Annotated in this window: 4 protein-coding genes; 2 read left to right on the top strand and 2 right to left on the bottom strand. The window is 66.5% G+C overall.

All coding sequences use genetic code 11. The features are described 5' to 3' along the window. Both VSX60_RS19005 and VSX60_RS19010 read right to left on the bottom strand, forming a co-directional pair. Nucleotides 1-1,167: a hypothetical protein gene (locus VSX60_RS19005; RefSeq protein ID WP_327625835.1), complete on the bottom strand. Its 1,167-nt coding sequence runs from the start codon at nucleotides 1,165-1,167 to the stop codon at nucleotides 1-3. 93 nt (nucleotides 1,168-1,260) lie between these two features. Then, nucleotides 1,261-3,084: an AsmA family protein gene (locus VSX60_RS19010; protein ID WP_327625836.1), complete on the bottom strand. Its 1,824-nt coding sequence runs from the start codon at nucleotides 3,082-3,084 to the stop codon at nucleotides 1,261-1,263. 161 nt (nucleotides 3,085-3,245) lie between these two features. On the opposite strand from VSX60_RS19010, the gene VSX60_RS19015 reads away from it, so the two are divergent. Beyond that, nucleotides 3,246-5,198 carry an acetoacetate--CoA ligase gene (locus VSX60_RS19015; protein WP_327625837.1) on the top strand — a complete coding sequence of 651 codons (1,953 nt, stop codon included), beginning with the start codon at nucleotides 3,246-3,248 and terminating at the stop codon, nucleotides 5,196-5,198. A gap of 142 nt (nucleotides 5,199-5,340) precedes the next feature. After that, on the top strand, nucleotides 5,341-6,750 hold the full coding sequence (chrA, locus tag VSX60_RS19020) for a chromate efflux transporter (protein ID WP_327625838.1): 1,410 nt from the start codon (nucleotides 5,341-5,343) through the stop codon (nucleotides 6,748-6,750). Nucleotides 6,751-6,853: the final 103 nt, after the last annotated feature.

Genomic DNA, 6,853 nt, shown 5'->3' on the forward strand with positions numbered 1-6,853 from the left:
TCAGTCGGCGCAGTCGCAGGCTTTCGCATGGGCGGCTTCGATCTCGCTAAGCGTCGCTTCGATCGCCGCGAGCATCGGGTCGCCGCCGGTCGGACGGTGGGCGAGATAGTCGAGCGCCTCGATCTCGGCGAACGCCGCGAGGAGCGCGCGCCGGACCAGCGGGTCGCCGATCGCGGCCTGCTTGCCGACAACCAGGGATTTCAACGCGGCCAGCCGTGCCAGCACCGGGCGCGCGCGGGCGTCTTCAGCATCGCGCTTTTCGCCGACGGAGCCGGTTGCCGCCACGTCGCGTTTTGGCGGGCTCGTGAATCCGCCGGCCCGTGCAGCGGCGACAAGGCCGTCGAGCGCGGCGAGTCGGTCGCGGTCGCTCGCCAGCGGCGTTACCTCGGCCATCGCGAGCGGCGGCAGATCGGGATCGATCTCCGGCCCGTAAACCCGCTTCCTGATCGAATGGGCGGCCGGGGTGAGGAACGCCGCCATACGCTCGGCGCCCTTGGAGGGGCGAAGCCCGGCAATGAGGTCGTCGCCTCTCGCCGTTGGAGCGAAACGTGGCACCGGCACCGGCAGCATCGCCGCGTAAGCCTGGCGGATCGCGCGCCGGGCCGCCTCGCGCTGAATTGTCAGGGACTCGGCCGGTTCCGCCGGCACGGAGGCGACGCGGCTCGCATAGCTCCGCACCGTGGCGAGATAGTCGGGCACGCCGCCGCACAGATAGGGGGATTCGTCCTGGGTGAGATATTCGCCGAGCTCGGTCACGATCCGATCGGCGATCCACCGCTTGTCGGAACTGGCGAGCCAGGTGGCGCGGCCGCGGGCGCGGGCCTGGGCGGTGGCCTGCCGCAGCGCCGCCATCTCATCTGAGTTGCGGGGCCGGGAAAGTGGCGCGAAAATCAACGCCCCGGCCAAGTTGTCGTCGCCCTTGAAAGCGATCGTGCGGGCCGCCTTGATCTTCGGGTATTCGGATTGTCCGATCGCGACGAGCGCTGCGTGATAGCGGCCGACGCATGCGCTCGGATCCGCGCTTGCCTCGGCCGTTGGCGGTGCGGCGAACGCCCACCCGCTCGCCGTCAGCACAACCGCTCCGGCGAGCACAACCGCTCCGGCGAGCATCGGCGCGATCCGGCGGCGGGCGCAGTAGAGGGCGTCGGCGAGGGATTTACCTGACATGCGACGTTTTCGATCCGATTGTCGGACGCCGGCCGCAACCTCGATCGATCTTCCGGTCATCACGTTCGATACGTGTCAGACCGGATCGTCAGCCTATTGCGTCGTCACGTCCGGGTTGGGCCACTTGCCGTCGATGGTGAACGCAATCGGTTTCGATGTGGTGAACGCGGCTTGGGAGGAGGCGGTCTTGGCCGCCTGGGAATCATAGCGCCCCCGGATGGTGACCTCGCCATCGATGACCGACAGGCCTCCGGAGGCCGCAAGGACGCCGTTGCTGCTTTCGATCGTCATGCCGTTCAACCGGACGTTGGCGCCGGCTGTTGCGATGTTTGCCTCAAGTGCCGTGTAGGGAACCGTGGTCCCGGTCAAACCGTCGGCGAGTGGCCGCGTCCCGGACGATGCGAAAGCCTTGGGAGAAAACCCGCGAATAGTCCCGTCGCGCGACGCAAATTCGGCCTCGACACGGGCTCCGGCAAGAATGGATGCCCAGTCGAGGAAGGGGGATGTCACCTTGGCGGAGAAGCTGGAGCGCCCGGTCATGGCGAGCGCTTCGACCTTCAAGGCCTTCAGCAAGCTGGCGGTATCCACCCCGGTGGCGGAAAGATGACCTGTCGCTGAGGGCGTCGCCGGATTGGCGTCGAAGACGAGGTTGGCCTGGCTGCGGCCGCCGAAGACGGCCGCGTCGCCGATGTCGAGTTCGGCCCGACCCTCACCGAGCCTGACGACCGCCGCGACATCGGTCAGCGGCACAGGACCCACATTCGCCTGCGCGGCCGACAGACGGATGTCGAGCTTCACTGCCTTGGCGAATGCGATGTCGATCGGCCGTTTGAGGTCGAAGGGATCGTCCGGCAGCGGCAGGACCGCACGGGCAAACGGGCTGAAGTCGAGGCTCGCAAAGGCCAGTGTGCCACCGACGACAGGCGTCGCCGAGGCGAAACTCGCCTCCAGCGCGCCATGCCCCTGGCTGCCGGCAATCGATATGTCGGCCTGCTGCAGATTGGCCTGGAGGCCGGCGAGCAGCAAGTCGCCGTTCAGCGAAAACGGCCCGACATCCGGTATCCGCAGGTCGGGGTCGGCAAACCACCCGATGCCGCTGCGCAGCGAAGCGGCGGTCAGCTTGATCTTGCCGTTGATCGTGGCGTTGCTGTCGAGGCTCGCGGTTCCGTCGAAGTTCGCGGACAAGGGCGGCGAGGCCAGGTTGATGTCGACGTCGCTCGATCCGCCGGCCATGAGCGCGTCCGGGGCGCCGATATCGATATCAACATCCGCCGGCTGCCCGTTCCACAGGAACGAACCGGACAGGCGCAGCGCGGCCCCAGCGGACGCGCGAGCCACGATCAGGTCGATATCGCTGACGTCTCCGCCGGGCATCCGCGGATGGGGGCGGACGATCCCGTCGCGGATTTCGATGCGTCGCAAACCCTCGATCCGACCGAGGAGCATCTTGGCGAGTTGCCGCGGCTTGGGGTCGCTTTGTGACCGCGCCGCGTCAGCATTCGGCCGGTCTGCCACCAATTTGATGTCGGGCCGGATCAGCACCAGACGCGAGATGTTCGCCGTCCCGGTCAACGCACTCATGGGGTCGAGCTCGGCGACGATCTGGCCGATGGTGAGCGAACCCGCGCTTCCGATGCGCACGCGGTCCAGAACAACCCGGGTTCTGGGAAGCAGCGAGAACGCAATGTCACCCTCGATGGTGACGGGTTCGCCGGTCATGCGTTCCAGCCGGTCAACGACGGCTTGCCGCGCTACGTCTGAACCCAGTGCAAGGCCGGGAAGCGTGGTCGCAAGCGCGATCAGGACAAGGAGGACCGCGATCGCGGCCGCAATACGCGAAAGGCGCTTGAACCGTGGTCTTTCGCCCGAGGGTTCGGGGCGCGATTCGAGCCGGTCCCGGGGAGAAATGCGCGTCACGAAGCTTCCTTCTTCAATTCTGTCCGTTCTAGACCCCGGCGCGGCGCAAAGCCAAGGCCGCCGCGGTCGCTGTCCCTCGGGCGAAGGATGACATCGCGCCGATCGTTGCCATCAAGGAAGCGCTATGGCACCAGCATGGGCGGTCATGAAGAGGATAGACGATGGGCGGCAAACTGCTCTGGACACCCGGCGAAGCGCGCGTCGCGCGCCATCCGATGACGGCGTTCGCGGTCATGGCCGGCGAGCGCGAGGGCCGCGAATTCGCCGACTACGAGGCACTGCATCAATGGTCTGTGGACAACAGGCCGGCGTTCTGGGAGGCGGTCTGGGACTTTTGCGGCGTCGTCGGCGATCGGGGAGACACCATCCTCGCCGAGGGTGATTCGATGCCCCAGGATCGCTTCTTCCCGGACGCGCGGCTGAACTTCGCCGAGAACCTCCTGAGGCGGCCGCAATCCGGCGACGCCATCGTGTTTCGCGGCGAGGACAAGGTGCAGCGGCGCGTGAGCTGGGGCGAGTTCACCGACCTCGTCTCGCGCCTCGCCCAGGCCTTTCGCGCCGAGGGCGTCGTTGCGGGCGACCGGATCGCGGCGATGATGCCGAACATGCCGGAAACCATCGCGGCCATGCTCGCCTGTGCGTCGATCGGTGCTGTGTGGTCGTCCTGCTCGCCCGATTTCGGCGAACGCGGCGTGCTCGATCGCTTCGGCCAGATCGAGCCGAAACTGTTCATGACGGTCGACGGCTATTACTATGCCGGCAAGGCCATCAAGATCGCCGACAAGCTCGGCCCGATCACCGCGGAACTGCGGCCTTTGCGAACCGTCGTCGTTCCCTATCTCGGCCAGGCCGAAGCGGTCGCGTCCAAGGTGACCAACGGCGTCGCCCTCGGCGCCTTCCTCGCCCCTTTCGCGCCGGCGACGATCGCCTTCGAGCGGCTGCCCTTCGCCCATCCGCTCTACATCCTGTTTTCCTCCGGCACGACGGGCATCCCCAAATGCATCGTCCACTCGGCCGGCGGCACGCTGCTCCAGCACCTGAAGGAGCACCGCCTGCATTGCGGGGCCGGCCCGGGTTCCCGGGTGTTCTATTTCACTACCTGCGGCTGGATGATGTGGAACTGGCTGGTCTCGGCGCTCGCCACCGGCGCGACGCTGCTGCTCTATGACGGCTCGCCCTTCCACCCCGGCCCGAACGTCATCTTCGACTACATGGCGGAGGAGAAGGCGACGTTCTTCGGCACCAGTGCCAAATTCATCGATACCGCCCGCAAGGAGGGGCTGACGCCGATCGACACGCACGATCTGTCGGCGGTCGAGATGCTGGCCTCGACCGGCTCGCCGCTGTCGCCGGAGAGCTTCGACTACGTCTATGCGGGCATCAAGGCCGACGTGCATCTCGCCTCGGTCTCGGGCGGCACCGACATTGTCTCCTGCTTCGTCCTCGGGGTTCCATGGCGCCCCGTCTATGAGGGCGAGATCCAGGGGCCGGGCCTCGGCATGGCGGTCGACGTGTGGGACGCGGCGGGCCAGCCGGTACGCGGCGAAAAGGGCGATCTCGTCTGCACCGAGGCGTTTCCCGCGATGCCGGTCGGCTTCTGGAACGATCCGACCGGCGAGCGCTACCAGAATGCCTATTTCGACCAGTTTCCGGGCGTGTGGTGTCATGGCGACTTCGCCGAGTGGACCGAGCATGGCGGCATCATCATCCACGGCCGCTCGGACGCCACGCTCAACCCGCAAGGGGTCAGGATCGGCACTGCCGAGATCTACAACATCGTCGAGCAGATGGACGAGGTGCAGGAGGCGATCTGCATCGGCCAGCCCTGGGACGGCGACGTGCGCGTCGTCCTGTTCGTGCGGCTCGCCGATGGCGTCGCGCTGACCGAGGAACTGACCCAGCGCATCAAGTCGGGGATCCGCGCCGGAGCCTCGCCGCGCCATGTGCCGGCGAAAATCCTGGAGGTTTCGGACATTCCCCGGACCAAGTCCGGCAAAATCGTCGAACTCGCCGTGCGCGAGGTGGTCGAGGGCCGGGAGGTCAAGAACAAGGAGGCGCTGGCCAACCCAGAAGCGCTGGACGACTTCGCCGGACGGGAGGAATTGGCGAGCTAGAGCATCGGATCAAAAAGTGGAATCCGATTTTTGGATCATTCCGGTGCACAATCAAAGTGCCAGAGCGTCCCTTGTGCCTCTCAATGGAAGCCCGGCGCTCTAAGCGGCGGCTTCCCGCCAATCGCCGATCGGAACACATAAGATGATGGACAGTCTCCGCGGCGAGCCGCCTTCTCCGGCATTGGGGCAGGGCCACGGCATATCCTTCGCCGAAGCCACACGGGTCTGGACGCGCATCGCCGCGCTCTCCTTCGGCGGCCCCGCGGGGCAGATCGCCGTGATGCACCGCATTCTGGTCGAGGAGAAGCGGTGGATCGGCGAGAACCGGTTCCTGCACGCGCTGAACTATTGCATGCTTCTGCCGGGTCCCGAGGCGCAGCAGCTGGCCACCTATGTCGGCTGGCTGCTGCACGGGACCAAAGGCGGCCTCGTCGCCGGCACGCTGTTCGTGCTGCCCGGCCTCGTCAGCATCATGGCGTTGAGCTGGGTCTACGCCGCCTTCGGCAATGTCGGTATCGTCGGCGCGCTGTTCTTCGGGCTGAAGGCGGCCGTGCTGACGATCGTCATCGAGGCAGTGGTCAGGATCGGCAGGCGGGCGCTGAAGAACCGGTGGATGCTCGGCATCGCCATGGCGGCATTCGTCGCGATTTTTCACTTCGACGTACCGTTTCCGCTGATCATCCTGTCGGCTGGCGCGATCGGCTATGCCGGCGGTCGCGCCGGGCATCATTCCTTCCTCGTTGGCGGAGGACACGGGACGTCCAAGGGAGCACCGCTTGCCGATGCGGACTCGGCGCTGGGCGAGACGATTCCGCTTCACGCCCGGCCGAGCCTGGCCTGGGCGATCCGCGTTTCCGGCGTGCTCCTGGCGCTCTGGCTCGCGCCGGTCGCCTTGCTCTTTTTCACCCTCGGCGCCGGCAACGTCTTCACCGACATCGCCCTGTTCTTCTCACAGATGGCGGTCGTGACCTTCGGCGGCGCCTATGCGGTTCTCGCCTACGTAGCCCAGCAGGCCGTCGACGGTTATGGCTGGCTGGCGCCCGGCGAAATGCTCGACGGGTTGGGCCTCGCGGAGACGACGCCGGGGCCGCTGATCATGGTGACGCAGTTCGTCGGCTTCCTCGGCGCCTTCCGCGATCCCGGCGCGTTGAATCCGTTCGTCGCGGGAACGTTGGGCGGCCTTCTGACCACCTGGGTCACCTTCGTTCCCTGCTTCCTTTGGATATTCCTCGGCGCGCCCTTCATCGAAAAGCTGCGGAGCAACCGGGCGCTCTCGGCGGCGCTGGCCGCCGTCACCGCGGCCGTCGTCGGCGTGATCCTCAACCTCGCCGTATGGTTCGGCCTGCACGTCCTGTTCGGCAAGGTGCGCGAGATATCCCTGCTGGGCGGGACGATCGATCTGCCGGTGTGGAGCAGCGTGAACGGCCCGGCCCTCGTCCTTTCGCTGGCCACCGCCATCGCCGTCCTTGGCTTTCGGATCGGGATGATCAAGGTGCTCGCCGCATCCTCCGTCGCCGGCGTCGCGTGGTATCTTCTGTTTGGCCTTGGCTAGAGCGTCAGGCGATTAATCTGCAACATAGCCAGCGGCCTTGAGGTAGTTCCAACATTCTTCGGGCTCGAACAGGTCGCAGATGTTGCCGACTGCACGCCAGAGA

It is taken from the genome of Aurantimonas sp. A3-2-R12 (assembly GCF_036016755.1).
GTDB classification, from domain to species: domain Bacteria; phylum Pseudomonadota; class Alphaproteobacteria; order Rhizobiales; family Rhizobiaceae; genus Aurantimonas; species Aurantimonas coralicida_A.

Excerpts from the sequence above, each read along its gene's own strand:
- VSX60_RS19005 (WP_327625835.1), bottom strand. The coding sequence starts at position 1,167 with ATGTCAGGTAAATCCCTCGCCGACGCCCTCTACTGCGCCCGCCGCCGG.
- VSX60_RS19015 (WP_327625837.1), top strand. The coding sequence starts at position 3,246 with ATGGGCGGCAAACTGCTCTGGACACCCGGCGAAGCGCGCGTCGCGCGC.
- chrA (WP_327625838.1), top strand. The coding sequence starts at position 5,341 with ATGATGGACAGTCTCCGCGGCGAGCCGCCTTCTCCGGCATTGGGGCAG.